The sequence below is a fragment of the Geodermatophilus sp. SYSU D00696 genome (genome assembly GCF_054050235.1).
Window position 1 is genome coordinate 48,817 of record NZ_JBJGYY010000014.1, and the last position, 25,169, is coordinate 73,985.

Consider the following 25,169-nt stretch of genomic DNA (forward strand, 5'->3'; position numbering starts at 1 on the left):
TCTTGTCAAGGGGAGGACAGTGGTGGACCGGGGACGCTCGCGGCCGGGGCCCGCGCGGTCGGTGAGCGAGGCGCGGATCGTCGAGGCGGCGCTGCGGCTGCTCGACGCGTCGGGGCCCGCCGGGCTGTCGGTGCGCGGGGTCGCCGCCGAGGTCGGGGTCACGCCGAACGCGCTCTACACGTACTTCCCGACGAAGGCGGCGCTGGTCAGCGCGGTCGTCGACGACCTGCTCGGCCGGGTCGACGTCGCGGTGCTCGGCGACGCCGGGCGTCCCTGGCGGGACCGGCTGTGCGCCTACGCGCTGGACCTGCGCGCGGTGCTGCTCTCGCACCCGGGCGTGGTGCCGCTGCTGCTGGGCGACGGCTTCTCGGGGCCGCGGGCGCTGGCCGCCGGGGAGGCGGTGCTCGAGCTGCTGGTGTCGGCCGGGCTCGACGCCGGGGTCGCGGCCCGTACCTCCTACCTGCTGGTCACCTACGTCCTCGGCACCGTGGCCCTCGACGTGGCCGAGCTCGAGCCGGGCACCCCCGTCCCCGACGAGGGCGAGCGGACGGCCGGCCGGCGGGCGGCGCTGGCCGGCCTCCCCGCCGGGGACCTCCCGCGGACGGCGCAGACCCTCGACGTCATCGCCGCCTACAACACCACCGAGCAGTACCGGTGGGGGCTCGAGCGCCTCCTCGACGGGATCGGCGGGGCCGGGCCGGAGGACACCCGCTGACGCGGACGGCGGGCGCCACCGGTCCCGGGGGGACCGGCGACGCCCGCCGTCGGGGAGGGTGCGGATCAGCCGGCCACGGTGATCCGGTCGGTCGCCGGCGGGGCCACCGGGTCGCCGGACAGGTAGGCCACGAGGGCGTCGACGTCGAAGCCGGGCTGGTTCACCGCGTTCGTCCCCTCGGTCAACACGGTGAAGAAGTCACCGCCGCCGGCGAGGAAGTTGTTCACCGTGATCCGGTAGGTCTCCTCGAGGACGACGGGCTCCTCGCCGATCGTCAGGGAGCCGGGCACCACGCTGCCGCCGTCGGCCGGGTCGACGGTGTAGGCCACCGACGACGACGGCGCGAGCACCCGGCCGACCGCGAACTGCTGGTCGAGCAGGGCGTAGAGCTGCTCGCCGGTGAGGTCGAGCGTGGTGAGCAGGTTGTTGAACGGCTGCACGGTGAAGGCCTCGCCGTAGGTCACCACCCCGTCGCCCTCCCCGGCCGGGGAGGAGGGGTAGGTGAGGTCGCCCCGCACGCCGCCGGGGTTCATGAACGCCGCGACCGCGCCGGCCTCGTCGTCGGTGGCCGCGAGCTGGGCGTCGGCGATCAGGTTGCCCAGCGGGGACTCCCCGGCGACGGTGCCGAACAGGGTCTCCTGCGCCCGCACGATGGCCGCGGTGATCTGTCCGACGGGCTCGTTCGCGATCGGCTGGGCGATCGCGGCGTACCGGGCGACCAGCTCCTCCGCCTGGGCGTCGGGGGCGACGTCGCGGGTGACGACCACGTTCTCGGCGGTCTTCGAGACGACGTCGCCGGTGCGACGGTCGATGGTCAGGTCGATGTCGGTGATCAGCCGGCCGTTGGACAGCGCCTGGGTGACCAGGGTGCCGTCGACGTCGCAGACGAAGCCGCTGTGGGAGTGCCCGGACATGACCACGTCGACGGCGTCGTCGAGCGCCCGGGTGATGTCGAAGGCGGGCCCGGACGGGTCGGTGCAGCCGTTGACGTCGGCGCCGGCGGAGCCGCCCTCGTGCAGGGACACGGCGATCACCTCGACGCCCCGGGCCTGCAGCTCGGCGGCGTACCGGTTGATCGTCTCGATCTCGTCGAGGAACTCGACGTCGGCGATGCCCTCGGCCGAGACGATCGACGGCGTCTCGTCCAGGACCACGCCGATGACCCCGAGCTCCACGCCGCGGACCTTGTGGACCTCGTAGGGCGGCAGGACCGGCTCCTGGGTGTCGCGGTCGACGACGTTGGCGGCCAGCCAGTCCGCGTCGGACCCCTCGTAGCCGGTTCCGTCGAGGCAGCCGTCCTCCGGGTGGCAGGCCCCGCCCTCGATGATCCGGCGCAGCTCGTCGACGCCCTCGTCGAACTCGTGGTTGCCGACGGTGGCCACGTCCAGGCCGAGCTGGTTCATGGCCTCGACGGTGGGCTCGTCGCGGAACAGCGCCGACAGGAACGGGCTGCCGCCGACGAGGTCGCCGTTGCTGATCGTCAGGGTGTTGCGGTTCTCCGCCTCCTGCTGGCGCAGGTGGGTGGCGAAGTACCCCAGGCCGCCGGCGTCGACCGTGCTGCCGTCGGGACGGGTCACGCGCCCGCCCGAGCCCGTCGGGGCCTCCAGGGCGCCGTGGAAGTCGTTGAACGCCAGGAGCTGGACCTCGACCGGCTTGGGACCGGCGGGGCCGGCCGCCGCGGGGCCGGCGGTCGCGACGGCGAGGACGGACAGGCACGCGGTGGTGCCCAGGGCGGCCAGGGGACGTGGCCTCATGCGGATCTCCCTCGTGCGGACAGGTGGGGCGCGCCGACGGTAGGTGGCGTCGGTGCACCGCGGATGACCGCCCCGTGAACGCCCGACGGCCGGGCCGGACGCCGTGCGCCGCCACCGGCCGGTCACGGTGGGCGAACGACCGGTGACCCGGGGGGCGCGCACGGCCGCGGACCGCGCCGGACGGGGACCCCCGGGAGGAAAGGCGGTGACGGGCCGGGCAGGCCCTCGCTAGCGTCCCGGCCGCAGCGTCGACGTCAGGGGTACGGGGACCCGCCACTCGCCGAGGAGACCGCCATGGGCAGGTCGTTCGCGTCCCGCGTCAGCCATCCGCGCCTGAAGTGGGTGGTCCTGGTGCTCTGGCTGGCGCTGGCCGCCGCCGCGGCGCCGCTGGCCGGGGGCCTCACCGACGAGCAGGAGAACGACATCGCGGCGTGGCTGCCGTCCGACGCGGAGTCGACCCGGGTGCTGGAGCTGCAGGCCGAGCTCGGGTCGGACCCGGACGTCATCCCGGCGGTCGTCGTCTACGAGCGACCCGGGGGGCTGACCGCCGACGACGCCGCGGCCGTCGAGGAGGACGTCCGGGCGTTCGGGCAGCTCGACGAGCTCAGCGGCCCCGTGGTGGGGCCGATCCCGTCCGAGGACGGGCAGGCGCTGCAGGTCGTCGTGCCGCTCGACGTGGGCCCGGAGGGCTGGGAGGCGATCGCGCCGATCGTCGAGGACCTCCGCGCCGAGGCCGGCGACGGTCCCGACGGGCTCGACGCCTATGTGACCGGTCCCGCCGGCAGCGCGGCGGACTCCTCGGAGGCCTTCGCGGGCATCGACGGGACGCTGCTCTTCGCGGCCCTCGGCGTGGTGATCGTCATCCTGCTGCTGACCTACCGCAGCCCCGTGCTGTGGGTCCTGCCGATCTTCTCGGCGGTGATCGCGCTCGTCTGCGCCCAGGCCGTGGTCTACCTGCTGGCCCGCTACGCCGACCTGACGGTCAACGCGCAGAGCGCCAGCATCCTCACCGTCCTGGTGGTCGGCGCCGGCACCGACTACGCGCTGCTGCTGGTGGCCCGCTACCGCGAGGAGCTGCGGCTGCACACCGACCGGCACGAGGCCATGACTGAGGCCGTGCACCGCGCGGGCCCGGCGGTCCTGGCCAGCGGCGGCACGGTGGTCCTCGGCATGCTCTGCCTGGTCGCCGCGGAGATGAACTCGACCGCCGGCCTCGGCCCGGTCGCCGCGATCGGCGTCGCGGTCACCCTCCTGGTGCTGATGACGCTGCTGCCGGCGCTGCTGGTGATCTGCGGCCGCTGGGTGTTCTGGCCGGTGCGGCCGACCTTCGGCAGCCCCGAGCCGAGCGCGACCGGGTGGTGGGCCCGGGTCGGGACGTGGATCCGGCCCCGGCCGCGCGCGACCTGGATCGTGACCAGCGTCCTGCTGCTGCTGGCCTGCCTCGCGGTGTTCCGACTCGACCCCAGCGGGCTGACCCAGGCGGAGGGCTTCCGGGGGACGCCCGAGTCGATCCAGGGCGAGGAGGTGGCGGCCCGGCACTTCCCGGCCGTGGCCGGCAACCCCGTGACGGTGGTGACCTCCGCCGACTCCGCCGACGAGGTCGCCGCCGCCGTGGCGGCCGACGACGGCATCGCCGCGGTCGACCCGCCGCAGGTGGCCGGCGACACCGCGCTGGTCAGCGCCGCGCTGGCCGACCCCTACGACAGCGCCGCGGCCGCCGCGACCGTCGAGGACCTGCGGGTCGCGCTCGACGACGTCGGTGACGGCCAGGCGCTCGTCGGTGGGAACACCGCGCTCAACCTGGACGTGCAGAACGCCTCGCAGCGGGACAACCGCGTGGTCATCCCGCTGATCATGCTGGTGGTGCTCGCCGTCCTGGGCGTGCTGCTGCGGGCGGTGGTCGCGCCGCTGCTGCTCATCGCCACGGTGGTGCTGTCCTTCGGCGCCGCGCTCGGCCTCAGCGCCCTGGTCTTCGACTGGGTCCTCGGGGTGACCGCGACCGACAGCTCCTTCCCGCTGTTCGTCTTCGTGTTCCTCGTGGCCCTGGGCATCGACTACAACATCTTCCTGATGACCCGGGTGCGGGAGGAGGCCGCCGACCACGGCACCCGGCGGGCCGCGCTGGTCGGGCTGGCCGCCACCGGGGGCGTGATCACCTCGGCGGGGCTGGTGCTGGCGGCGACGTTCGCGGTGCTGGGCACCCTGCCGCTGACCTTCCTGACCCAGCTCGGCGTCGCCGTGGCCCTCGGCGTGCTGCTCGACACCATCGTGGTCCGGTCGGTCCTGGTCACCGCGCTGACCCTCGACGTCGGCCGGTGGATGTGGTGGCCGAGCCGGCTGGCCCACCGCCTCGACGACCCGGAGCTGCCGCCGGGCGAGCCGGTGCCGACGACGGCCGCGGTCGGGTCCGCGGTGCCGGCGCCGAGGTCGGTGCCCGACGGCCCGGCGGCCGTCAGCCCCGGCTCCCCCGGAGGGCCGCCAGCGTCCGGTGGATCCCCTGGGGGTACGGGGTCGGGCTGAGACCGAACGCCCGTTCCGCGCGGCTGCCGTCGACGACGAACGGCTGCTCGAACTGATAGGCCATCCCGGCGACCTCAGCGGCGAGCGGGTGGACCCGGCCCAGCAGGTGCAGCCGTGCGCCGGGGTGGGCCACGAGCCGCAGCGTGGTGCCCGCCTGCCGGCACGCCTCGGCCGCCAGCGCCCGGCCGGTGGTCACCCCGGGGTGGGGCACGTGCCAGACCCCCGCGTCGGAGGTGTCGCGCGTGCCGGCGGCGGCCAGGGTCGCGGCGAAGTCGTCGACGTAGGTGGGGGTCAGGGGCAGGTCGGGGTCCCCGACCCACTGCACGGGCAGCCCCAGCCGCGCCGCGCGGAACAGGTTGCCGGCGACCAGCGACCGGACCCCGGGCCCGTAGAGCTCCCCGGCCCGCACGCTGCTCACCGGCAGGCGCCCGGCCGCCGCGGCGTGCAGGACGCGCTCGGCGACCCACGCGCGGAGCACGCCCTTGGCGCTGACCGGCCGCCACGCGGTGTCCTCGGTCATCGGCCCGTCGACGCGCCCGTACATCCACGTGTCGTCGGCGTACACCAGCCGTGCGCCGACGCGGGACGCGGCGTCGAGCAGGGCGTCGGTCACCACGGGGAGGTCGTCGGCCCAGCGGGCGAGCACCGGCAGGACGCAGTGGTAGACGGCGACCGCGCCGCGGCAGGCGGCCGCCAGGCCCGCGCCGTCGGCGGCGTCGGCCGCCGCGGTCTCCACCCCGGGGGTGCCGACGTCGCGCCCGTCGCGGGTGACCGCCCGCACGCGGTGACCGGCGGCGTGCAGGTGCGCGACCAGCCGCCGGCCGGTCACTCCCCCGGCTCCCACGACGGCGTGCACGCCGGAGCCGTCGGCCGGCGCCGGTGGCCCGGCCGGGGTCGGTGCGGGGACGTCCATCGGCTTCCTCCTGGTGACGTCGGCCGCGCGGCGGCGCGGCTGCCCGGGGGCCCGACCGGTGGCGTGGACGACGGTGGCGTGGAGGTGCGGACCGTAGCCTGGGGATCCGGTCCCACGGTCCCGGGAGGACAGCACCGCATGCCCTTCGCGTCGCGCCGCCGCCGCTCGCCCGACGACGTCCCGTCCGTCCGGCCGTGGACCGAGCGGGTGCCGACCCGCCGCACGCCCCGGCCGGTCGCCGAGGACGGGCCGCTGCCGCCGTACGGCGCCCCGGGGGCGCCTCCGCCCGCACCGTGGGGCGCGCCGCCGCCACCGGGGGCGTGGCCGCCGCCCGGGCCTCCGCCGGGAGCGCAGCCGCCGCCCGGACGGGGCCGTCCGGACTCCCGGCGGCGCGGGGACGAGCGCCCGCCGCCGGACGCCGACAGGCGCCTCCGGCGCCGCCGGGTGCGGCGCCGCGTCGTCCGGGGCCTGGTCGTGGCCTTCGTGCTGCACCTGCTCGTGCTGGTGTCGCTGCGCTGGGTCGACCCGCCGACGACGGCGTTCATGCTGGCCAACGACCAGGGCGCCGTCCAGCAGTCGGTGCCCGTGGAGCACGTGTCCCGCAACTTCCTCGCCGCCGTCATCGCGCACGAGGACCAGGCGCTGCCCTACCGCGACGGCGCGTTCACCTGGGACGAGCTCTCCGGCCGGGCCGAGGCGCGACTGCGCGGCGAGGAGGACCCCTCGGGGTCGACCATCCCGCAGCAGGTGGCCAAGAACCTCTTCCTCAACCAGTCGATGAGCATCTGGCGCAAGGCGGTCGAGGCCGGCCTGTCGGCGGAGCTGGCGCTGGTGGTCGACGACCGCCGCATGCTCGAGCTCTACGTCAACTACGCCCAGCTCGGCCCGCAGGTCTACGGCATCTGCTCGGCCAGCTGGTACTACTTCGACACCCCGCCCTCGACGCTGAGCGTCGACCAGGCGGTGCAGCTGGTCGGGCTGCTGCCCTCCCCCGGACACGTGCAACGGGCGCCCGGCGGCGGGCTGGACTTCGACGTGGCCGACGGCCTCGGCTGGCTGTCGCGGTCGCACGTCGTCAACGCGCAGAACCGGGTGCCGCGGCACATCGAGCAGAAGGGCTTCACCCCCGTCGAGGACGCCGGCGTCGAGGGCCTCGCGCAGGACCAGCCCGACACCGACGACGACTGCTCGGAGATGCCCGAGGAGGTCGCCGAGCTGATCGCGGAGCAGGGCACCGGCTGAGCACCGGGCGGGCACCGGGCGCTGCGCGCGGTGCCCCCGTGGTCACGCGTGCAGCGCCGTCCAGAACGCCGCCCGGACGCCCCCGGCTCCCCAGGCGTTGGGCTCGATGAGGCTGCAGAACCACAGGTCCCGCGCGGCGGGCCGGGCGTCGGGCCGGGTCGGGTCCCCCGCGCACAGTCCGTGACCGGTGAAGGTCCCGGCGACGTCGGCCACCGCGGCGCCGTGCCGCTCGGCGGCGCCGCGCAGCACCCGGTTGAGCTCGCCGATCACCCCGACCGCGTCCGGCCAGGGCGGCAACCCCAGCCGGACGGCGTCGCCCGTGCCGTCGCTCGGGTCGTAGACGGTGCCGACGACGACGCGGCCACCGGGCGCCAGCAGGCCGGTGATCCCGTCCAGGGCGACGTCGACGGCGGCCCCGACGCGGGCGACGACCTCCCGGGCCGCGTCGGTGTCGCCGTACGCGCCCAGCAGGTCGTTGCCGCCGATCGTCAGGGTGACCAGGGTGGGCCGGTGCGGCAGCGCCCGCAGCCGGGGGAGCTGGGCGCGCAGCAGGGTGTCGGTGGTCGCCCCGTCGGTGGCGAGCAGGGCGAAGACGGTTGTGGGGTCCAGGCCCAGGAGGTCGCGGCCGCGCCAGTCGGGGAAGTCGTCGTCGCGGTTGCGGAACAGCAGGCTCGCCCCGCCCCGGCCGGGACCGCCGGCGTACTCGTCGATCGAGATCGAGTCGCCGAGGGCGGCGTAGCACGGCGGCGCGGCGGTCGTCACGCCCCCATCCTGCGGGCTGGTCCGGAGCGCCACCTCCGGCCGGGCGCTCTAGGGTTCCGCGTGGACTTCGCCGACCTGCGCCGGCCGTTCGTCATCGCCCACCGCGGCGGGGCGCTGCAGGCACCCGAGCACACGCTGGAGGCCTACCGCGTCGCGGTGGGCCAGGGCCTGCCGGTCATCGAGCAGGACGTGCACGTGCTCGCCGACGGAGGCCTCGGCGTCATGCACGACGGCACGGTCGACCGCATGACCACCTCCAGCGGGAACGTCGCCGACCACACCTCGGTGTCCTGGAAGCAGCTCGACGTCGACGCCTCGACGACCCTGGGCGGCGGCTGGCCCGACGGACTGCGCCCGCCGCTGTTCGACGAGGTGCTCACCGAGTTCGGCGACCGCGTGCTGCTGTGCCCCGAGGCCAAGGGCGCCGGCTCGATGGCGCCGGTGATCGCGGCGCTCGACCGGCGCGGCATCCGCCGGTCGTCGGTGCTGCTGCAGTCCTTCTCGCTCGCCGACTGCCGGCTCGCCCGCTCGCGAGGCTGGGACGTCGTCTGGCTCGGGACCACCGACGTCGACCGGGCCGCCGCCGAGGGCATCGGCTGGATCGGGCCGGCGGCCCGCCAGGTCACCGCGGCGCTGTGCGAGCGCGCGCACGCGGCCGGCATCGAGGTGGCCTGCCACACCGTCGACCGCCGGTACCAGCGGGACGCCCTCGTCGCGGCCGGCGTCGACGCGCTCTTCTCCGACGACCCGGTGTACCTCGCCGGGGACGCCGCACGGCGCACGACGGACCTGTTCGCCCACCGGGTCTGGCTGCCGGGGATGCAGCCCGACACCGACCGCGGCCGGTTCTCCCCCGACGACGCCTCGTGGGGCTGCGGCGCCCCCGGCGCGGCCACGTCCACGCTGATGGGGTTCCTGGCGCCGCCGGACCCGGCCGCGTTCACGCTCTCCCTCGACCTCCGGCTGGTCGAGCGCCATCCCGGGCCCGGCCCGTGCGGGGCGTCGGTCCTGCTGACCACCGACGACTCCCCCTACCTGCCACCGGGTCCCTCGCCCGGTGCCGACGGCTACCTCGTCCTGCTGCGCGCCGACGGCGGCCTGGAGGTCTCCCGGGTCGCCGACGGCGTCGCCACGCCGCTGGCGTCCGCAGCCGGTGGTGGGCCGCTGCCGGCCATCGACCCCGTCCCGCTCACCGTGACCGTCACCGGCGCGCGGCTCGTCGCCCGGGTGGGCCCGACGGGTGCGACCGTGGCCGTCGACGACGCCGCCGTCCGGCCGGTGCCCGTCGTGCACCTCGGCAGCGTGTCGGCCGGGGTCCGCTACCAGCACGTGGAGGTCCGGTGACCGACCCGTTCCCCGACCCGTTCCCCGTCCCGCCCCCGGAGCGGCTCCCCGGCCACGGCCCGGCCGACCCGGACGGCTACCTGGTCGAGGAGACCGCCGACGGCTACCGCTGGACCTGCCGCGCGGACGGCCGCACCGCCGGGCCGTTCCCCAGCCGCGCGGCCGCCGTCGTCTCCGCCGTCGCCGACCGCAGCTGGTGAGCCGCGCCGGCGGGGCGGCGGGCTCCGTCCGGCGATCGGCCAGCCGGCAGGCGACCGCGAGCAGCGCCAGTCCGGCGACGACGGGCCAGGGGTGGACGACGTGTGAGAGGCCGGCAGCCCGGGCGCCGAGGCCGAGCCGGTCACCGGTGCACGTACACCCGTCCGGGCTCCAGGTCGGGCCCGAGCAGCTCCGGCACCGTCACCAGCGTGTAGCCCGCCGCCCGCAGCGCGTCGACGATGCCGGGCACCGCCTGCACCGTGCTCGGGTGGATGTCGTGCAGCAGCACGATCGCGCCGGGGTGGACGCCGTCCAGGACCCGCTGCGTGGTGGTCGCGACGTCGCGGTTCAGCCAGTCCTGCGGGTCGACGTCCCACGCGATCTGGGCGAGGCCGCGCTGCGCCGTCACCGACGCGACCGTGGCGTCGGTGGCCCCGTACGGAGGGCGCATCAGGTCGGTGGTCACGCCCAGGTCGGCCAGCACCGCGGTGGTCCGGTCGAGCTGGGCGGCGACCGCGGCGGCGCCGACGTCGGGCAGCCGCGGGTGGGACCAGCTGTGGTTGCCGACGGCGTGGCCGTCGGCGAGCGCCTGCCGGACGAGGTCGGGCTCGGCGGCGGCGGCCTGCCCGACGACGAAGAAGGTGGCGCGGGCGCCGGCCGCGCGCAGGTCCCGCAGGAGCTGCGCGGTGTAGGGGCCGGGGCCGTCGTCGAAGGTGAGCGCGACGCACGCCAGCACGGCACAGTCGACGGCCTGACCGGGCGGCGGTGACGCCGGAGCGGGCGCCGGGACCTCGGGCGCCGGGACCTCGGGCGCCGGGACCGGCGGTGCCGGGGGTTGCGGCGCCGGCACCTCCGGCGCCGGGGGTTGCGGCGCCGGGCTCTCCGGCGCCGGGCTCTCCGCTGCCGGAGCGGGCGCCGGCGGGACGCCGGTGAAGGGGGCGGCCGCGACGGCCGCCTGCCGCACCGCGCGGCCGGCGTCGGTGAGGACGCCCTCGACCACGTGGGGGGCGAACCGCACGGCGACGTCGCCGAAGGGCTCGGCCCGGCCGTCGCCGAGCCCCACCACGGCGGTGACCGACCCGTCCGCGCCGAAGCGCAGGTCCGCCAGCGCGGCCGCGCTGCCGAGCAGCTCGTGCCCCAGGCCCGCCCGGCGGACCGCGTCGGTGAACCAGGCGAAGGTGAGGTCGGGATCGGCGACCAGGTCGGGCGAGGTCCAGACGGCCCCGGACACGACGTCGGCGTAGACGCCGGTCGTGGCGGTCTCCGCGGGGAGGCCGCCGGTCCGGGTGCGCACGGCGACCGAGGTCCCGAGGACGCTGCCGGTGGCGAGCACGGGCGTCACCCCGACCGTCAGCTCGTTCCACGAGCCGGCGACCAGCCGGTCCTCGTACCGCTGCACGCCCTCGGCGACCAGGTCGCCGAGCGCCCGGTCGAGCGGCGGCACACCGGGCACCGACACGGTGGCGACCTGCCGGTGGTCCTCGGGCGTCCGGGTGCCCGCCTCGTGCACGGCCAGCCCCGCGACCGCGACCGGGTCCAGCGCCGGCGGCGGCGCGACCACCGCCGCGGGCGGCGTGACACGGGCCGGGGCGGCCGGCCCGGCGTCGGCCTCGGCCTGGGCCTCGGCGTCGGCCTGGGCCTCGGCGTCGGCGACCGCGCCCACGGCCTCCGCGCCCACGGTCAGCACCCGGTCCGGCCCGTAGACGCCGCAGGCAGCCAGCAGGAGCACCGCGGTCACGAGTGGCACGGCCCGCCCGGGGCTCACCATCGCGCGGCCGGCCGCCCTCCGGCGCCGGGTCGCGCCGGAGGGCGGGAGTGCTCGGAGGAGGGGCTGGACGGAGGACGCCGGTCGGCAGGTGGCGGCACTGCCACCGCAGGCTGGTGCAAGGACGGTCTCCCTCCGCGGCTCCGCTCCCTCGACCCGGTGGCCGACGGCACCACGCTCGGGGGAGCCGCTCCAATCCCGCTCCAACGGCGCGGCGGGACCGCCCGCGAGCCCACCGCCGGGGGTCGTCGGCCGGCCCCGTCGCCCCGCTCCCCCGGCGCCGGGTCACCGGACGGGACCACCCGTTCAGGTCCTCTCCGTCTCGTAACCCCTACCGGCGCGGGCGGGGATGCGGTACGCACTGTCCCGTCAGGGTCGTCACGCACGGTGGTCGGTCGACCCGGCGGCGCAGTCGCGCAGCCGGATCCGGTCACCGTGGATCGCGGGCACGGGGGAAGCACGCGAGGAGGACGTTCGTGGGCGGAGCCAGTTCCCCCCTGCTGTCGTTCCGTGACCTCGGCCCGCTCGAGGTCCGGCGCGCGGGGGTCCCGGTCGCCCTGGGCGGTGCGCGGCTCACCGCGGCGCTGTCGCTGCTGCTGGTCCACGCCGGCCGGCACGTCAGCGTCGACGCGCTGACCCAGGCCGTGTGGGGCGAGGAGTCCCCGGCCCGCTCGTCGTCGACGCTGGACTCGCACGTGTGGCGGCTGCGCCGGGCGCTCGAGCCCGACCGTGCGCCGGGGGTGCCGTCGGAGGTGCTGGTCCGCGAGCCCGGCGGGTACCGGCTGGTGGTCGACCCGGAGACCGTCGACTCCCGGCGGTTCACCCGCCTGGCCGGCGAGGCGCGGACACTGCTGTCCTCCGGCCGGGCGGAGGAGGCCTGCCGGGCCGCCGAGGAGGCGCTGGCCCTGTGGCGCGGCCGCCCCTACCCCACCGTCGCCGACGCGCCGTGGGCCACCGCCGGCGTCGCCCACCTCACGGAGGTGCGCGACCAGGCGCGCGAGGTGCTGGCCGAGGCCCTCCTCGCCAGCGGCGCGCCGGAGCGGGCGCTGCTGGAGCTCGGACCGCCCCTGGCCGAGGCGCCGCTGCGGGAACGGCTGTGGGCGCTGCGGATGCTGGCCCAGCACCGCCTCGGGCGCCCGGAGGAGGCCCTGCGCAGCTACCGGCAGGCCCGGGCGGTGTTCCTCGACGAGCTGGGCCTGGAGCCCGGCCCCGACCTGCGCGAGCTGCAGCGCCGCATCCTCGCCGGGGACCCGGCGAGGACCGGCCGGGCCGCGCCGCCGTCCCCACCACCGGCCGCCGCACCACCGGCCGCCGCACCACCGGCCGCCGCACCACCGGCCGCCGAGGCCGGCCCGCAGCCGGTGGACGGCGACCCGCCGCAGCCGGCACCACCCGCGGACCTCCAGCAGGAGCCGGCCGAGCCGCCCGAGGTCGACGACGACCCCGCCGGGCCGTTGCGCCCGCCGCCGCGGCCCGGCGGTGACGACGCCACGCACCCGCCCCCGAGTGGCCACGCGCGCGACCGGCGCTCCTCCGCCGACCGGTCCGACCGGGGTCCGCCGCGCACGACGGGCGCCGCCGCGCCCACCGGCACGCGCCGTGGCCCCACCCGGCCCGGCGTGCGGCCGCCTCCTGCCGGGACGCGGCCGCGGTGGTGGTCCGGTCCCCGACGGTGACCCGACGGGCTCCCCGTCCCGTCCCTCCGGCCGGCGGCACGCCGGAGGTCCCGCGGTCCGGGACCGCGGGACCTCCTCGCTGCCGTTTCCGTGCCCGCGGTCAGCCCGCCGGGCGGCGACGCGGCCGCACCAGGACCACGGCGACGGTGGTGAGCAGCGCGCCGGCGCCGAGCGACGCCCAGCCGATGCCGCCGAGGGCCGGCGCCTCGACCCCGATGCGCGCGTCGACGTAGACGCCCGGTCCGCCGTCGGCGTTCATCACGACGAACACCCAGTCGCCGTCCGCCGGGTCCCACGTGACCTCGACGCCGTCGCGGCCGGTGGCCTCCGCGATCCAGAAGTCCTGCGCGGTGGGCGGCCCCGGCGGCTCCCCTCCGGGCAGGTCGTCGTCGCCGTCCGCGGGTCCGCCGAAGCCCAGGCCGTCGACGTGGGTCCGCCGGACGTCGCCGAGGTAGGCCGCCGCGTCCGCCGCCGTCGCGATGCCGACGAAGACGTCGCGGGAGCCCGTGCCGGTCACCTCGACGCGCGCCGTGCCGAGGGTCTCGGGCAGCGGCAGCCACCGTGGCCCGGCGGCGAGGTCGATGCGGTCGCTGACCAGAGCGTGCCCGGTACTGGTGAACGCCTCCTCCGGCGAGGACACGAAGCCGTCGGAGCGCTCCTGGCCGTGCGCCCACACCAGCGCTCCTCCCCCGACGAGCAGGGCCACGCCGGGCAGCAGGAGCAGGACGCCGAGCACGAGGGCGAGGACGCGGCGGGCGCGCGTCCGGCGCGGGCGCACCGGCCAGGGTGGCGGAGGCGGCCACGCCTGCGGCGCGGGCCATCCGGGTGCGGGGGTGCGGGCGGTGGTGGACACGGGGACCTCCGGGGGTGGGGACGGGTCGGGCTGCGTGCGGGTCGACCCTGCGCCCCGGCCACCCCCCGCGAGGAGCCCCGAGCGGTGGGTCCCCGGCCCTCGGCCGGGTGGTCCGCCCCGGCCCGGCGCCACCCCGCCGGACGGCGCTCCTCCCTCGCGCGAGGGAGGCGGGCGACTCACGAGGGTGTCGCCTCGCGACCCTCCCCGGCGGCACGATGGGACGTGTCGCCCTCGGCGTCCCCGACCGCACCCCGCCGGCCCGCGCGGTGGGCCCCCGCCCGCGTGGACGTGGCGCTGGCCGTCGTCCTGGCGGTGGCCTCGGTCGGTCTCGCGCTGGCCGTGCCGGCCGAGGCCCCCTACGAGCCGCGCGACGCGGTCACGCTCGTCGCCGCGGCCGCCGGACCCCTGGCGCTGGTCTGCCGCCAGACCGCGCCGCTGCTCGCCCAGGCCGGGGCCAGCGCGGCCATCGTCGTGACGGCGGCGGCCGGGTCGCCGATCGACCTGCTCGCCTGGCCGGCCTGGTTCGCCCTCTTCACCTGCTTCGCCGTCGGCGGCACCCGCCTGCGGATCGCGGCCACCGCCGTCGCCGCGCTGGGCGTCGCCGGGTTCGTGGCCCTCGACCACGGCGACCCCGTCTCGGCGCTCCCCTCGATCGTCGCCAGCTTCCTCGTCGCGACGGTCGCCGGGGCGCTGAGCAGCCGGCGCACCCGCGCCGTGGCGGCCGAGGCCGCCCGGGCCGCCGAGAGCCGCCGGGAGGCCCTCGAGGCGGAGCGGCTGCTGATGCAGGAGCGGGGGCGGCTGGCCCGCGAGCTGCACGACTCGCTGGGCCACACGGTCAACGTCATGGTCCTGCAGGCGGGGGTGGGCCGCCGCGTGTTCGCCGACAACCCCACCTACGCGCAGGAGGCGCTGACCTCGATCGAGACGGCGGGGCGGGCGGCGCTCGACGAGCTCAGCCGCCTGCTGCGCGTGCTGCAGCCCGACGAGGGCGCGGCCGACCCGTTCGCGCCGACGACGACCGACCTCGAGGAGATGGTGGGCCGCGTCCGGGCGACCGGGCGGTCGGTGGAGCTGCGCACCGACGGCGCCGAGCTGCCCGCGGGGGTGGCCCGCGCGGTGTACCGCATCGTGCAGGAGGCACTGACCAACGCCGTCCGCCACACCCCCGACGGCCGGATCCGGGTCGAGGTCCGCACGACGGGCTCCCGGGTGCTGGTGGAGGTGCTCAACGAGTGCGACAGCCCGGTCGACCCGGTGCCCGGACACGGGCTGGTGAACATGCGCGAGCGCGCCCGGCTGGAGGGCGGCGAGCTCGAGGCGGTGCCGGTCCCCGGCGGCTTCCGGGTGCGCGCGGTGCTGCCCGTGGACGCGACGGTGGCCTCGTGATCCGGGTCCTGCTCGCCGACGACGACGTCCTGGTCCGCAGCGGCCTGCGGGCGCTGCTCGATGCCGAGGAGGACATCACCGTTGTGGGCGAGGCCGCCGACGGGCGCCAGGCCGTCGAGCGGGCCCGCGCGCTGGCCCCCGACGTGGTGGTCATGGACGTCCGGATGCCGGCGCTGGACGGGGTCCGCGCCACCCGCGAGATCGTGTCCTGGCCGCGGCGGCCCCGGGTGCTGGTGCTCACCACCTTCGACCTGGACGAGGTCGTCGACGACGCGCTGGACGCGGGCGCGGACGGCTTCCTGCTCAAGCGGGCCACCCCGGAGCAGCTCATCGACGGCATCCGGACGGTGGTGGCCGGTGACGCCCTGGTCGCCCCGGCCGTGACCCGGCGGCTGCTGGCGGCCTACGCCGCCCGGCGGGCGCCCGACCGGGAGCAGCTGCGGCGGGCGGCGCACCTCACCGACCGGGAGGCCGACGTGCTGCGCGCCCTCGCCGACGGGCTCTCCAACGCCGAGATCGCCCGGGTCGTGTGGCTCTCCCCCGAGACGGTCAAGACGCACGTCAAGTCGATCCTGGCCAAGCTCGGCGTGCGGGACCGCACGCAGGCGGTCGTGTGGGCCCACCGCACCGGCTTCGCCGGCACCCCCGCCCGCGACCGCGACGCGCCGCGCTAGGCCGGCTGGGCGCCGGCCCGGCCGGCCGCCTCCTCCTGCCGGGTGGCGGCCGACGTGGTGGTGATCCAGTCGTCGATGGTCTCCCACCAGTGGTAGAGCCAGTCGGTCAGCTCCGCCTCCTCGCGGGGCACCTCGGCGGCGGGGATGAACCACCACCGCAGGTGCAGCGTCTTGTCCATGGGCAGGCCCCGCCACACGTCCCGCACCGTGCTCAGGTGCTCCAGCCCGGTGTGCGCCACCAGCACGACGTCGGCGTGCGGGGCCGCCTGCAGCGCCGCCACCACCCCGCCCGGGCGCGGCGGGAGCAGGTGCCGCATCCCCTCGGCGCGCTGCACCGCCGCCAGCAGCCCGCGGTCGCGCAGCCGCTGCAGCGCCCGGACCTTGCGCTGCGGGGTGAAGTTCGCGCCCTCCGGGAAGATCAGCAGCGCGTCCTCCTCGCCCAGGTCGCGGGCGAGGTCGGCGATCGCCGTCTCGGAGCCCGCGCCGCCCGCGCCCGCGGAGACGAAGTGGTTGGGCAGCCGGTTGAGGTAGACGTCGATCAGCGGGTCCAGCTGCAGCACGTCCTTGAGCACGATCCGCGGCCGGCGCAGGTGGTCGCGGTTCATCAGCGTGTGCACGAGCAGGAACGAGTCCCCCGGGCCGGCGTGCCGCGACAGCACCACCATCGCGTTGGTGGAGCCGGGCACCCCGTCGTCCAGCGGCGACCAGGACTCGCCGTCGGTGACCAGCCGCAGGGCGAACAGCCGCTGCGCCGCCCGCATGAGGCCGTCGAGCGCCAGCCGCAGCGCGGTGTAGTGCGCCGCCTGGACCCGGGGTGCGTGCAGCCGGCGGCCGAATCCCCCGGCCACCCACAGCAGTGCCGCGACCGCCTGGCCGGCCACCTCCAGCGCCAGGTACACCAGGCCGAAGGCCAGCAGCCGCAGCGCCCGCAGGCGGCCCGGCAGGAACACCGAGACGACCAGGGCCAGCACCAGCAGCACCGGCAGCAGGACGACGCCGGCGGCCAGCGCCGCGAGCAGCAGCGGGCCGGTGACCCGGCGCACCCGGCGGGAGGGCAGCACCTCAGACCACCCCGCCCGGGCCCGCGGCGATCCGGTCGAGGTGCTCGGCGGCGGCGTCGCGGGCCTGGTCGATGCGCGCGGCGACGCCGGAGAAGTCGCGGTAGCGCAGGTTGGCCGCGCCCGGCGGGGCCGGGTCCCCCGCGGGCAGCACGTGCACCGTGACCCCCGGCGGGAGCGCGGCGAGGTCGGCGGCGTACCGGTGCCGGCGGGCGATCTCGAAGGCGACCGTGGCGACCTCCCAGGGCCGCGTCGGCGGGGTCAGCGGACGGTCGATCCGGCCGACCTGCAGCACGTAGACGGTGTCGGCGCCCAGCGCGACCGCCCGGCCGACCGGGATGCTGTGCACCAGCCCGCCGTCGAGGTAGTGCTCCCCGTCGATCTCCACCGCCGGCAGCAGCCCGGGGACGGCGCACGAGGCGAGCACCGCGGCGACCAGGTCGCCGTCGGTGAACCAGTGCTCGGCGGCCTGCTCGATGCTGGCCGCGACGCAGTGGAACGGGACGCGCAGCCCGGCGAAGGCCCGCACCGGCAGGTGCGCCTCGAGCAGGTCGCGCAGCGGCTCGCGGGGGTGCAGGTGCGTGCGGGTGCGCACCAGGGTGCCGACCCGGCGCAGCACCGACCCGGCGAACACCTGCCGCGAGGCCAGCTCCGCCCAGACTCCGCGCAGCCGCTCGACCGCCCCCGGCGTGGGGTCGGCGGCGACGAACGCCCCGTTGATCGCTCCCACCGACGTCCCCACGACCAGGTCCGGGCGGACGCCGCGCTCGAAGAGGGCCTGCAGCATCCCGACCTCGGCCGCGCCGAGCACTCCCCCGCCGCCGAGGACGAACGCCGTCCCGCCGCGTCCGGCCGGGCCCCCTGGGTCCGCCATGCCCGCATCGTGCCAGCCGCCCTCCGCGGCGGAGCGCCCGCCCGCGGTCAGTTCTCCGGCTCGTGCAGCGGACCGCCGCCGACCACCACCGGGCCCGCGCCCGAGCCCCACTGCCAGTCGCGGATCTCGGGCAGGTCCTCCCCGTGGGTGCGGATGTAGCGGCGGTGCTCGATGAGCTGGTTGGTGAGCCGGTCGCGCAGGTGGGCGCCGCGGGCCCGCAGCCGGGGCACCCGGTCGATGACGGCGATGGCGAGGTCGTAGCGGTCGATGCCGTTGACGACGCACATGTCGAACGGCGTGGTGGTGGTGCCCTCCTCCACGTACCCGCGCACGTGCAGGTTCTCGTGGTTGGCCCGGCGGTAGGTCAGCCGGTGGATCAGCCACGGGTAGCCGTGGTAGGCGAACACGACCGGCTTGTCGGTGGTGAAGTACGAGTCGAACTCGGCGTCGGAGAGCCCGTGCGGGTGCTCGCGGTCGTCCTGCAACCGCATCAGGTCGACGACGTTGACCACGCGGACCCGCAGGTCGGGGAAGGCGCCCCGGAGGATCTCGGCGGCCGCCAGGGTCTCCATGGTCGGCACGTCCCCCGCGCAGCCGAGCACGACGTCGGGCTCGGCGCCGCCGTCGGTGCTGGCCCACTCCCAGATGCCGATGCCCTTGGTGCAGTGCTCCACCGCCCGGTCCATGTCCAGGTACTGCAGCGCGGGCTGCTTGCCCGCCACGATGACGTTGACGTACTGCCGGGTGCGCAGGCAGTGGTCGGCCACCGACAGCAGCGTGTTCGCGTCCGGCGGCAGGTAGACCCGGATGACGTCGGCCTTCTTGTTGACCACGTGGTCGATGAAGCCGGGGTCCTGGTGCGAGAAGCCGTTGTGGTCCTGGCGCCAGACGTGCGAGGTGAGCAGGTAGTTCAACGAGGCGATCGGCCGCCGCCAGGGGATGCCGTTGGTGGTCTTCAGCCACTTGGCGTGCTGGTTGAACATCGAGTCGACGACGTGGATGAAGGCCTCGTAGCAGGAGAAGAAGCCGTGCCGGCCGGTGAGCAGGTAGCCCTCCAGCCAGCCCTGGCACAGGTGCTCGGAGAGCACCTCCATGACCCGGCCGTCGGGGGCGAGGTGGTCGTCGTCGGGCTCGCGCCGCGCCACCCACGTCCGGTCGGTGGCCTCCAGGACGGCGCTGAGCCGGTTGGAGTTGTTCTCGTCGGGGGCGAAGACGCGGAAGGTCTCGGGGTTGCGGCGCATGACGTCGCGCAGGAACTCCCCGAGCACCCGGGTGGCCTCCACGGCGCCGGTGCCGGGCTCGGGCACGGGCACGGCGTAGTCGGCGAAGTCGGGCAGCCGCAGCGGCCGCAGGAGCAGGCCGCCGTTGCTGTGCGGGTTGGCGCTCATCCGCCGCGGGCCCTCGGGGTGCAGGTCGCGCACGGCCGGCACGGGCGCGCCGTCGTCGTCGAAGAGCTCCTCGGGGCGGTAGCTGCGCAGCCACTGCTCGAGGACCCGCCGGTGGCCCTCGTCCTCGCGGGCGTTGGCGAAGGGCACCTGGTGGGAGCGCCACGAGCCCTCGACCCGGTGCCCGTCGACCTCGGCCGGGCCGGTCCAGCCCTTCGGCGAGCGCAGCACGATCACCGGCCAGCGCGGCCGCTCCGTGACGCCGTCCTGCCGGGCCCGGCGCTGGATCTCGGCGATCTCGTCGAGGCAGCGGTCGAGGACGGCGGCGAACTGCTGGTGCATCACCGCGGGGTCGTCGCCCTCGACCACGTACGGCGTGTGCCCGTAGCCGCGCAGCAGGTCGGTGAGCTCGTCGTGCTCGATGCGGGCCAGCACCGTCGGGTTGGCGATCTTGTAGCCGTTGAGGTGCAGGATGGGCAGCACGGCGCCGTCACGCGCCGGGTCGACGAACTTGGTGGTGTGCCAACTGGCGGCCAGCGGCCCGGTCTCGGCCTCGCCGTCGCCGACGACGGCCGCGACCACCAGGTCGGGGTTGTCGAAGGCGGCGCCGTAGGCGTGCACCAGGGCATAGCCGAGCTCGCCGCCCTCGTGGATGGAGCCGGGGGTCTCCGGTGCGACGTGGCTGGGGATCCCGCCGGGGAAGCTGAACTGCGTGAACAGCCGCTTCATCCCGGGCGCGTCCTGCGAGACGTCCGGGTAGACCTCGCTGTAGGTGCCCTCCAGCCACGCCGCGGCGACCGGGCCCGGCCCGCCGTGCCCGGGGCCCATCACGTACATGCAGTCGAGGTCCCGGGCGGCGATCGCCCGGTTGAGGTGGGCGTAGACGAAGTTCAGTCCCGGCGTCGTGCCCCAGTGGCCCAGCAGCCGCGGCTTGACGTGCTCCGGGCGCAGCGGCTCGCGCAGCAGCGGGTTGTCCATGAGGTAGATCTGGCCGACCGAGAGGTAGTTGGCCGCGCGCCACCAGGCGTGGATGCGGTCGAGCTCCTCGGGGCCCAGCGGGCCGGCGGGGTCTGGGCTGCCCTGCGCGGTCGTCTCCTCGCGCGTCCTGGTGTCGGTCACCGGCGTCGTCCTCTCGGGGCCTCTCGTCGCGGCTGACGTCCCCAGCCTGGGGGATGCGGCGGACGGACGCGACCGTCCCGGTACCACGGGCCAGGACAACCGTACTCGTGTACGGTTCTTCTCGTACGTCCGTACCGTTCTGAGGAGCCTGTCGTGGCCTGGGTCCTGATCGTCGTCGCCGGCCTGTTCGAGACGGCGTTCGCCATCTCGCTCAAGCAGTCGGAGAACTTCAGCCGGCTGTGGTGGTCGGTCTCCTTCGTCGTCTGCGCCGTGGCCAGCTTCGCGCTGCTCTCCCTGGCGCTGCGCACGCTGCCCGTGGGCACCGCGTACGCCGTCTGGACCGGCATCGGCGCGGGCGGGACCGCCGTCGTCGGGATGCTGGCGTTCGGCGACCCGGTCACGGTGCTGCGGATCGTCGCGATCGTGCTCATCCTGGCCGGGGTGGTCGCGCTGCAGCTGGCGTCGTCGGCGGCGCACTGATGACGCGGCTGACGGCCAAGGGCGAGGCCCGGCGGGCCGCCGTCGTCGAGGCGGCGGCCCGGCTGGTGGCCGCCGGGGGGCCCGACCCGCTCACCCACCGTGCCGTCGTCGCCGGGTCCGGCATCCCGCTCGGCGTCACCACGTACTACTTCCCGGGCATCGACGAGCTGCGGGCCGCCGCGGTCGAGCACCTGCTGCGGGAGGAGCGGGATCGAGCGCAGGCGCTGGTCGCCGCCCTCCCCCGCCGGCCCCGGTCGGCCGCGGCCACCGCCCGCCACGTCGTCGACGTCGTGCTCGGCGGGCGGCGGGGGGACACGGAGCTGCTGGCCCTCTACGAGCGGTTCCTGGCCTGCGGCCGCCACCCGGGCCTGCGCCCGCTGCTCCGGGAGGCGCGCGCGGCCATCGACGCCCAGCTCACCGACCTGCTCGACCGGTGCGGCCGGCGGGGCGCCGACGTCGCCACGCTGGTCGCGCTGGTCGACGGCTCGGCGGTCTCGGCGCTCGTCGAGGGCGACGGGTCGGCGCGCCGGCGGGCCGAGGACGCCGTCGCCCGCGCCCTGGCCTGATCCCTCGCCTGATCGCGCGCGCCGACGCGAGTCCCGTCACTACGCTGGGGTCTCCGCAGCACCCGGGAGGTGAGGGGGCGGTCCGTGGAGCCCGAGGCCGAGGACGCCGTCGCCACGCTGGTCGCCCGGGCGCTGGCCGGCGACGCCGCCGCCTGGGACCGCCTCGTCGAGCGGTTCCTCCCCCTCGTCCTGTCGATCGTGCGCCGGCACCGCCTGCAGGACGCCGAGGCCCAGGACGTCGCCCAGACGGTGTGGCTGCGCCTGGTCGAGCACCTCGGGGCCATCCGGGAGCCGCGGGCGCTGCCCGGGTGGATCGCCACCACGACCCGCCACGAGTGCCACCACCTCAACGGCGGCCGCTGCGTGATCCCCTCCGCCGACCTCGACGAGCGGGGCCGGCCGGACGACGACACCCCCGGCCCGGACGCCGAGCTGCTCGAGGGCGAGCGGCACGAGGCCCTGCTCGCCGCACTCGCCGAGCTGCCCGACCGGCAGCGGGCCCTCCTGCTGCTGCTCATCGAGGACCCGCCGCTGCCCTACGAGGAGATCGGCCGGCGCCTCGGCATGCCGATCGGCAGCATCGGCCCGACCCGGGCCCGGGCGATCGCGCGGATCCGCACCCACCGGGCGGTGCAGGCGCTGCTGGAGGTGTGAGCCCGCGGAGTGGGGCTCAGAAGCGCACCCAGTCGGTGACCAGGACGCCCGCGGGCGTGGTGCAGCGCAACCGGGCCGGCCCCGACACCGCCCGGTCGAACCGGAACCGGCCGAACTCGTCGGCGTCGGTGCGGTCGACCTCGCCGTCGGGGCGCAGCAGGGACACCTGCCCGGGGGTGGCCGGCACCAGCTGGCCGACCAGGCAGTCGGCGTCGCGCGCCACCTCCACCGACAGCTCCCGGCCCTCGAAGACCAGGTCCCGCGGGCCGCCGGCACCCCCGCGCACTCCCGACGGGCGGTCCAGGAGCGAGTCGGCGGTCAGCGCGGCGAGCTCGGCGTCGAGCGTCCGCCACGAGAACGCGGCGCGGCCGGCTGCGGCCATCCCCGGCGGCGGGGTGCCGGCCCCGCGCACCGCGGCGCGCAGCTGGTCGAGCAGCTCGTCGTCCCCCGGTCCGGGCACCGTCATCCCCACCACCTCCCCTCACGAGGCCGCACCGGCATGGTGCCCCGCGATCCGGGCGAGTGCCAGCGCGCCGTCCGGACCGTGCCGCTCCTCCACCAGAGGCGCCCGCGGCGCTCCTGATACCCCGCCCGGCCGGGTCAGCCCGCCCCGTAGGCGCCGAAGGCGCACCAGTGGACGAACTGACGCGGGTCGGTGGTGTCGAGCCGGTCGCGGGCGGCGTGCAGCGCGTCGGCGACGGTCCGGCCGGCGGCCAGCCCGCGGTGCACCTGGCGCATGAGGTCGACGGACTCGACGTCGCCGACGGCGACCGCGCTCGCCAGCACCCCGCTCGCCCCCCGCGCCAGCAGGGCGCTGACGAACCCCAGCAGCTCGTCGCCCGCGTACGTCACGTCGGCGGCGGAGTCGCACGCGGCGAGCACGACCCGCCTCGGCGCGATGCCCCGGCGGTCGAGCTCGTGCACGGTGAGCTGGCCGTCGGCGAGCTCGAGGGCGGAGAACGACGGGTTGTCCGACCGGAGCCGGCCGTGGCAGGCGAGGTGGGCGAGGCCGGCGCCGGCGAGGGCGGCGGTGGTCGCGGCCACCGTCGCCGCCTCGCCGGTCAGGACGTCCGGGGCCGGGTGGCAGGAGCGCACCGCCTCGACCTCGGCGACCGCGCCGGGCAGCCGCGGCCCGGCCACCAGCACCACCCGGCCGGCGGGCCGGGTCACGTCGGCGGCGGTGCGTGCCCACAGCGCGGCCGACGGCGCGGTCGACACCGGTGCGCGGTGCAGCGCCGGCCACGGCACGCGGCGGGTCCGGCCGTCGGGCACGACGACCAGCGGGACGTCCGCGGGCACCCCGAGCGGGTGCAGCAGCAGGTCCGCGAGCCGGCGCAGCCCCTGCTCGGCGGCGGCCCGCGCGGCCGCGACCGCGGCGGCCCGGCCCGGGCGCACCAGCCGGCGCAGGGCGAACAGCAGGCTGTCGCCCTCGGCCCGCACCGGCGCGACCGGGCCCAGCCGGACCAGGCGGCTGTCTCCGGCGTGCAGGACGACGGCGACCAGCTCGTCGCCGACCGTGGCGAACGACGCCAGGGCGCGCCCGTCGAGGCGCCGGCGCAGCTCGCCGGGCGTGCAGACCGGCGCCCGGGCCGGCGCGGACCCCGACCGGTGCCAGGTGGCGCGCCGCAGCCGGGCCTCCGCCGCGGTCTGGCGGGCGCGCAGCTCGGCCGGTTCCTCGCCGGTGTCGCGCAGCGCCTGTGCGAGCTCGGCGTGCACCAGCCGGAGCTCGGCGAGCTCGTCCTGCAGCCCGTCGGGCACCGGGGGCTCGACGGCGAGCAGCGCGGCGGCGCGGGTCTGCTCCATCCAGCCCAGCACCCGCAGCGGGGAGCCGGTCGACAGCAGCGTCTCCAGTCCGAGGCGCCCGAGCTCGACCCCGTGCCCGGAGGCCAGCGCCCGCAGCTCCGTGGAGCCCAGCGCGGCGCGGTGCCGGGCCAGGTCGGCGAGCCCGGCGCGGCACTGCCGCAGCACCGCGTCGTCGTCACCGGCGAGCCGCGCCGCCGACGCGGCGGCGAGGTGCCCGCGCAGGCGCAGCAGCACCGGCCCCCGCCGGCTGCGGTCGCGCGCCACCCCGAGGCAGCGCCGCGCGACGCGGGGGCGCCCGAGGTCGGCGGCCAGCCGGCCGGCGGCCAGGTGCGCGGCCGCGGCGGCCGACGGCATGCCCGACCGGTCGAGGAACCCGGCCGCCCGCGCCGCGCGCCGCAGCAGCGGCAGGTCGGCGCTGCCGTCGAGGGCGGCGGCCTCGGCGGCCAGGACGGTGGCCCGCGCGGCCCAGGCCGTCCGGCGCTGCCGGCGGAACAGCCGCCCGGCCTCGTCGGCCGCCGTCCGCGCCGCCGCGGCGTCCCCGGCCAGCAGCGCGGTCTGCGCCACGGTCAGCCGCGCCTCCGCGGCGAGGAGCAGCACGCCCTGGGCCTCGAGGTCGGCGGCGGCGCGGCCGGCCAGCTCGCGCGCCTCCGGCAGCAGCCGCAGCTCGGCCAGGACGTCGGCGTACTCCATGTGGTACTCGCCCAGTGGCACGCCGGTCCGGGTGAACAGCTCGGTGGCCCGGTCGAGCTGGCCCAGCCCCTCGGCCAGCCGTCCGCTCTGCGCGAGGACCAGGCCGCGGTTGTGCGCGACGAACGCGTACATCGACGGCCCGATGCCGGCGGCCAGCTCCTCGGCGCGGTCGAGGTGCCGCAGGCTCTCGTCGAACCGGCCCCGGGAGGCGGCGACCAGGGCGAGGTTGTTCGCCGCGCTGCCGCGGTTGTCCAGGGTCGCCGCGGGGTCGGCGACCACCCGGCGGTAGGACGCCGCCGCGGGCTCCAGCCGGCCGAGGTTGTGCAGCAGCACCGCGCGCATGAAGTCGGCCTCGGGCGGCGGCCGGCCCTCGCCGGGGACCGCCCGGTCGAGGTCGCGGAGCGCGACGGCGACCTGCCCGAGCTCGAGCACGACCGCCGCCCGGGTGACGAGGAGCTCCGCGACCCGGGCGGTCAGCCCGGCGCGCCGCGCCAGCCGGAGCGCCTCGTCGAGCAGCCGCAGGGCGCGCCGGTTCTCCCGCCGGGCCCGGGCCGACCAGGCCACCGCCCGCAGGCCGACCACCAGCGCCTCGGTGTCGAGGGCGCGGCGGGCGGCCTCGACGACGTCGGCCGCGGCCCGGTCGAAGCGCCGGGGGTCCCCGACGACCCCGTCGTAGGCCTCCTGGGCGCGTATCAGGAGCGAGCCGCGGAGCTCTTCCCGTGTGACGCCGGTCACCGG

General features: G+C 77.2%; 21 protein-coding genes. 11 read left to right on the forward strand and 10 right to left on the reverse strand.

All coding sequences use genetic code 11. The features are described from left to right. Positions 1–22: 22 nt before the first annotated feature. Positions 23–715, forward strand: a complete 693-nt coding sequence (locus ACI79O_RS10955) for a TetR/AcrR family transcriptional regulator (protein ID WP_456914133.1) — start codon at positions 23–25, stop codon at positions 713–715. A 65-nt stretch (positions 716–780) separates the two neighbouring features. On the opposite strand, the gene ACI79O_RS10960 is transcribed toward ACI79O_RS10955, so the two are convergent. Continuing rightward, positions 781–2,469, reverse strand: a complete 1,689-nt coding sequence (locus ACI79O_RS10960) for a bifunctional metallophosphatase/5'-nucleotidase (RefSeq protein WP_456914134.1) — start codon at positions 2,467–2,469, stop codon at positions 781–783. A 294-nt stretch (positions 2,470–2,763) separates the two neighbouring features. Between ACI79O_RS10960 and ACI79O_RS10965 the strand changes: the two genes are divergently transcribed. Continuing rightward, positions 2,764–4,989 carry an MMPL family transporter gene (locus ACI79O_RS10965; protein WP_456889494.1) on the forward strand — a complete coding sequence of 742 codons (2,226 nt, stop codon included), beginning with the start codon at positions 2,764–2,766 and terminating at the stop codon, positions 4,987–4,989. Here ACI79O_RS10965 and ACI79O_RS10970 read toward each other — a convergent pair. Further along, entirely contained in the window at positions 4,922–5,902 is a 981-nt protein-coding gene (locus ACI79O_RS10970) for an NAD-dependent epimerase/dehydratase family protein (protein ID WP_456914135.1), read from the reverse strand. The two genes, ACI79O_RS10965 and ACI79O_RS10970, sit on opposite strands and share 68 nt — an antisense overlap. A gap of 138 nt (positions 5,903–6,040) precedes the next feature. Here ACI79O_RS10970 and ACI79O_RS10975 point away from each other — a divergent pair, with 138 nt between their 5' ends. Then, positions 6,041–7,144, forward strand: coding sequence for a transglycosylase domain-containing protein (locus ACI79O_RS10975; protein WP_456889489.1), 1,104 nt, complete (start codon positions 6,041–6,043; stop codon positions 7,142–7,144). Between the two features lie 42 nt (positions 7,145–7,186). Here the strand turns inward: ACI79O_RS10975 and ACI79O_RS10980 are convergent, their stop codons facing one another. Then, complete coding sequence (locus ACI79O_RS10980; RefSeq protein ID WP_456914136.1) at positions 7,187–7,906, reverse strand: SGNH/GDSL hydrolase family protein; 720 nt, start codon at positions 7,904–7,906, stop codon at positions 7,187–7,189. Positions 7,907–7,966: 60 nt separating this feature from the next. On the opposite strand from ACI79O_RS10980, the gene ACI79O_RS10985 reads away from it, so the two are divergent. Further along, positions 7,967–9,250: a glycerophosphodiester phosphodiesterase gene (locus ACI79O_RS10985; RefSeq protein WP_456914137.1), complete on the forward strand. Its 1,284-nt coding sequence runs from the start codon at positions 7,967–7,969 to the stop codon at positions 9,248–9,250. Next, positions 9,247–9,450: a hypothetical protein gene (locus ACI79O_RS10990; RefSeq protein ID WP_456889481.1), complete on the forward strand. Its 204-nt coding sequence runs from the start codon at positions 9,247–9,249 to the stop codon at positions 9,448–9,450. Before ACI79O_RS10985 ends, ACI79O_RS10990 begins: the two co-directional genes overlap by 4 nt. Before the next feature lie 140 nt (positions 9,451–9,590). Here the strand turns inward: ACI79O_RS10990 and ACI79O_RS10995 are convergent, their stop codons facing one another. Then, positions 9,591–11,186, reverse strand: coding sequence for a polysaccharide deacetylase family protein (locus ACI79O_RS10995; RefSeq protein ID WP_456914138.1), 1,596 nt, complete (start codon positions 11,184–11,186; stop codon positions 9,591–9,593). 503 nt (positions 11,187–11,689) lie between these two features. On the opposite strand from ACI79O_RS10995, the gene ACI79O_RS11000 reads away from it, so the two are divergent. Further along, on the forward strand, positions 11,690–12,889 hold the full coding sequence (locus ACI79O_RS11000) for an AfsR/SARP family transcriptional regulator (protein WP_456914139.1): 1,200 nt from the start codon (positions 11,690–11,692) through the stop codon (positions 12,887–12,889). A 100-nt stretch (positions 12,890–12,989) separates the two neighbouring features. Here ACI79O_RS11000 and ACI79O_RS11005 read toward each other — a convergent pair whose 3' ends face one another. Then, positions 12,990–13,742 carry a hypothetical protein gene (locus tag ACI79O_RS11005; protein ID WP_456889475.1) on the reverse strand — a complete coding sequence of 251 codons (753 nt, stop codon included), beginning with the start codon at positions 13,740–13,742 and terminating at the stop codon, positions 12,990–12,992. 282 nt (positions 13,743–14,024) lie between these two features. Here ACI79O_RS11005 and ACI79O_RS11010 point away from each other — a divergent pair, with 282 nt between their 5' ends. Together ACI79O_RS11010 and ACI79O_RS11015 are read left to right on the forward strand one after the other, a co-directional pair. Continuing rightward, positions 14,025–15,128: a sensor histidine kinase gene (locus tag ACI79O_RS11010; RefSeq protein WP_456914140.1), complete on the forward strand. Its 1,104-nt coding sequence runs from the start codon at positions 14,025–14,027 to the stop codon at positions 15,126–15,128. Further along, positions 15,125–15,802 carry a response regulator gene (locus ACI79O_RS11015; protein WP_456876688.1) on the forward strand — a complete coding sequence of 226 codons (678 nt, stop codon included), beginning with the start codon at positions 15,125–15,127 and terminating at the stop codon, positions 15,800–15,802. Before ACI79O_RS11010 ends, ACI79O_RS11015 begins: the two co-directional genes overlap by 4 nt. Here ACI79O_RS11015 and ACI79O_RS11020 read toward each other — a convergent pair. Genes ACI79O_RS11020 through ACI79O_RS11030 form a run of 3 tightly spaced genes read right to left on the reverse strand, consistent with a single transcriptional unit; the run spans position 15,799 to position 20,238 of the window. Then, entirely contained in the window at positions 15,799–16,863 is a 1,065-nt protein-coding gene (locus ACI79O_RS11020; RefSeq protein WP_456889471.1) for a lysophospholipid acyltransferase family protein, read from the reverse strand. The two genes, ACI79O_RS11015 and ACI79O_RS11020, sit on opposite strands and share 4 nt — an antisense overlap. Position 16,864: 1 nt before the next feature. Continuing rightward, on the reverse strand, positions 16,865–17,734 hold the full coding sequence (locus tag ACI79O_RS11025) for a patatin-like phospholipase family protein (RefSeq protein ID WP_456914141.1): 870 nt from the start codon (positions 17,732–17,734) through the stop codon (positions 16,865–16,867). Positions 17,735–17,781: 47 nt separating this feature from the next. Then, positions 17,782–20,238 (reverse strand): phosphoketolase family protein, encoded by a 2,457-nt coding sequence (locus tag ACI79O_RS11030; protein ID WP_456914142.1) that lies wholly within the window; start codon positions 20,236–20,238, stop codon positions 17,782–17,784. 153 nt (positions 20,239–20,391) lie between these two features. Between ACI79O_RS11030 and ACI79O_RS11035 the strand changes: the two genes are divergently transcribed. The 3 genes from ACI79O_RS11035 to ACI79O_RS11045 all read left to right on the forward strand — a co-directional run bounded on the left by ACI79O_RS11035 (position 20,392) and on the right by ACI79O_RS11045 (position 21,938). Next, positions 20,392–20,718: a DMT family transporter gene (locus ACI79O_RS11035; RefSeq protein WP_456889463.1), complete on the forward strand. Its 327-nt coding sequence runs from the start codon at positions 20,392–20,394 to the stop codon at positions 20,716–20,718. Beyond that, a complete protein-coding gene (locus ACI79O_RS11040; RefSeq protein WP_456889460.1) occupies positions 20,718–21,284 on the forward strand; it encodes a TetR/AcrR family transcriptional regulator in 567 nt (188 codons plus the stop codon). Before ACI79O_RS11035 ends, ACI79O_RS11040 begins: the two co-directional genes overlap by 1 nt. Positions 21,285–21,368: 84 nt before the next feature. Further along, positions 21,369–21,938, forward strand: a complete 570-nt coding sequence (locus ACI79O_RS11045) for an RNA polymerase sigma factor (protein ID WP_456876694.1) — start codon at positions 21,369–21,371, stop codon at positions 21,936–21,938. A gap of 16 nt (positions 21,939–21,954) precedes the next feature. Here the strand turns inward: ACI79O_RS11045 and ACI79O_RS11050 are convergent, their stop codons facing one another. Together ACI79O_RS11050 and ACI79O_RS11055 are read right to left on the reverse strand one after the other, a co-directional pair. Then, positions 21,955–22,404: a hypothetical protein gene (locus ACI79O_RS11050; RefSeq protein WP_456876695.1), complete on the reverse strand. Its 450-nt coding sequence runs from the start codon at positions 22,402–22,404 to the stop codon at positions 21,955–21,957. Positions 22,405–22,538: 134 nt separating this feature from the next. Further along, positions 22,539–25,166: a CHAT domain-containing protein gene (locus tag ACI79O_RS11055; RefSeq protein WP_456914143.1), complete on the reverse strand. Its 2,628-nt coding sequence runs from the start codon at positions 25,164–25,166 to the stop codon at positions 22,539–22,541. Between the last annotated feature and the right edge of the window lie 3 nt (positions 25,167–25,169).